Raw genomic sequence first — 1,178 nt, forward strand, 5'->3', positions numbered from 1 at the left:
GAGGGCTATATTGTTGCCTCCATTGATAACCGGGGCACTAAGTCACCACGCGGCTTTGACTGGCGCCGTTCTATCTACAAAAACCTGGGCGTTGTCACCGTACGCGACCAGTACGACGCGCTGCAACAAATGCTGGAACGCTGGGACTTTATTGATGAAAGTCGTGTTGGTATTTGGGGACACAGCGGCGGTGGTTCACAAACCCTGAATGCGCTTTTCCGTTATCCGGACGCCTACAACATGGGTATGGCGCTGGCACCAGTACCCGACTTAACCTTGTACGACACCATTTATCAGGAGCGTTACTCCGGGTTATTGCCGGAATCAGCAGAGCGCTACAAAGAGACCTCGGCAATTACACACGCCGAGAATCTGGAAGGTGACTTATTGTTAGTGCATGGTACAGGCGACGACAACGTCCACTTCCAGGGCAGTGAGCGCTTAGTTAACGAACTGATTAAACACGGTAAGCAATTTGAATTTTTTGCTTACCCGAACCGCTCGCATGGTATTTACGAGGGTGAAGGCACCACTTTGCACCTGCGCACCATGATGACCGAGTTCGTCAAAGAAAACTTACCGGCAGGTGGTCGTTAAGAACAGTGCTGTAAACTGATCTTTCGATTGCCACTATCGGTATTAAAAGCATGACAACCCCGTGTCTTTATTTGCAAGATACGGGGTTTTTATTCAAGATATGCGCAGTTTTTGAATTAAGCACAGGAGTTAAGCAGTATGAGCAGACATTATGACTATCTGGCGATAGGTGCCGGCAGTGGCGGTATTGCCTCAGCCAACCGTGCCGCCATTCGTGGTGCAAAGGCCGCCGTTATTGAAGCAAAATTTGTTGGCGGTACCTGCGTAAACGTGGGTTGTGTACCTAAGAAAGTCATGTGGTATGGCGCTCATATTGCAGAAGCTATCAAGTATTCGCCGTCCTATGGCTTTGACCTTGAACAAAAAGGTTTTGACTGGGCAACCATGGTTCATAATCGCGAAGCCTACATAGAGCGCATTCATGGCGGTTATCACCGTGGTTTCCAAAGCAACGGCGTTGAATTTATTGAAGGCTTTGCCAAGTTTGTCGACCACAAAACCGTTGAAGTTAACGGTGAAGAAATTACTGCGGACCATATTACCATTGCCACCGGCGGACGCCCGATGATCCCTGAAACTCC

2 protein-coding genes are annotated in these 1,178 nt (G+C 49.1%); both read left to right on the top strand.

Translation table 11 applies throughout. The annotated features are described in order from the left end of the window. Nucleotides 1–597: alpha/beta hydrolase family protein (locus B3180_RS04130; RefSeq protein ID WP_286843206.1), on the top strand; the 597-nt coding region annotated here is incomplete at its 5' end. A gap of 138 nt (nucleotides 598–735) precedes the next feature. Next, nucleotides 736–1,178 (top strand): FAD-dependent oxidoreductase (locus B3180_RS04135; protein WP_286843208.1); only part of this gene is annotated, 443 nt, incomplete at its 3' end.

It is taken from the genome of Idiomarina sp. UBA4206 (assembly GCF_002383015.1).
In the GTDB taxonomy this organism is placed as follows: Bacteria; Pseudomonadota; Gammaproteobacteria; order Enterobacterales; family Alteromonadaceae; genus Idiomarina; species Idiomarina abyssalis.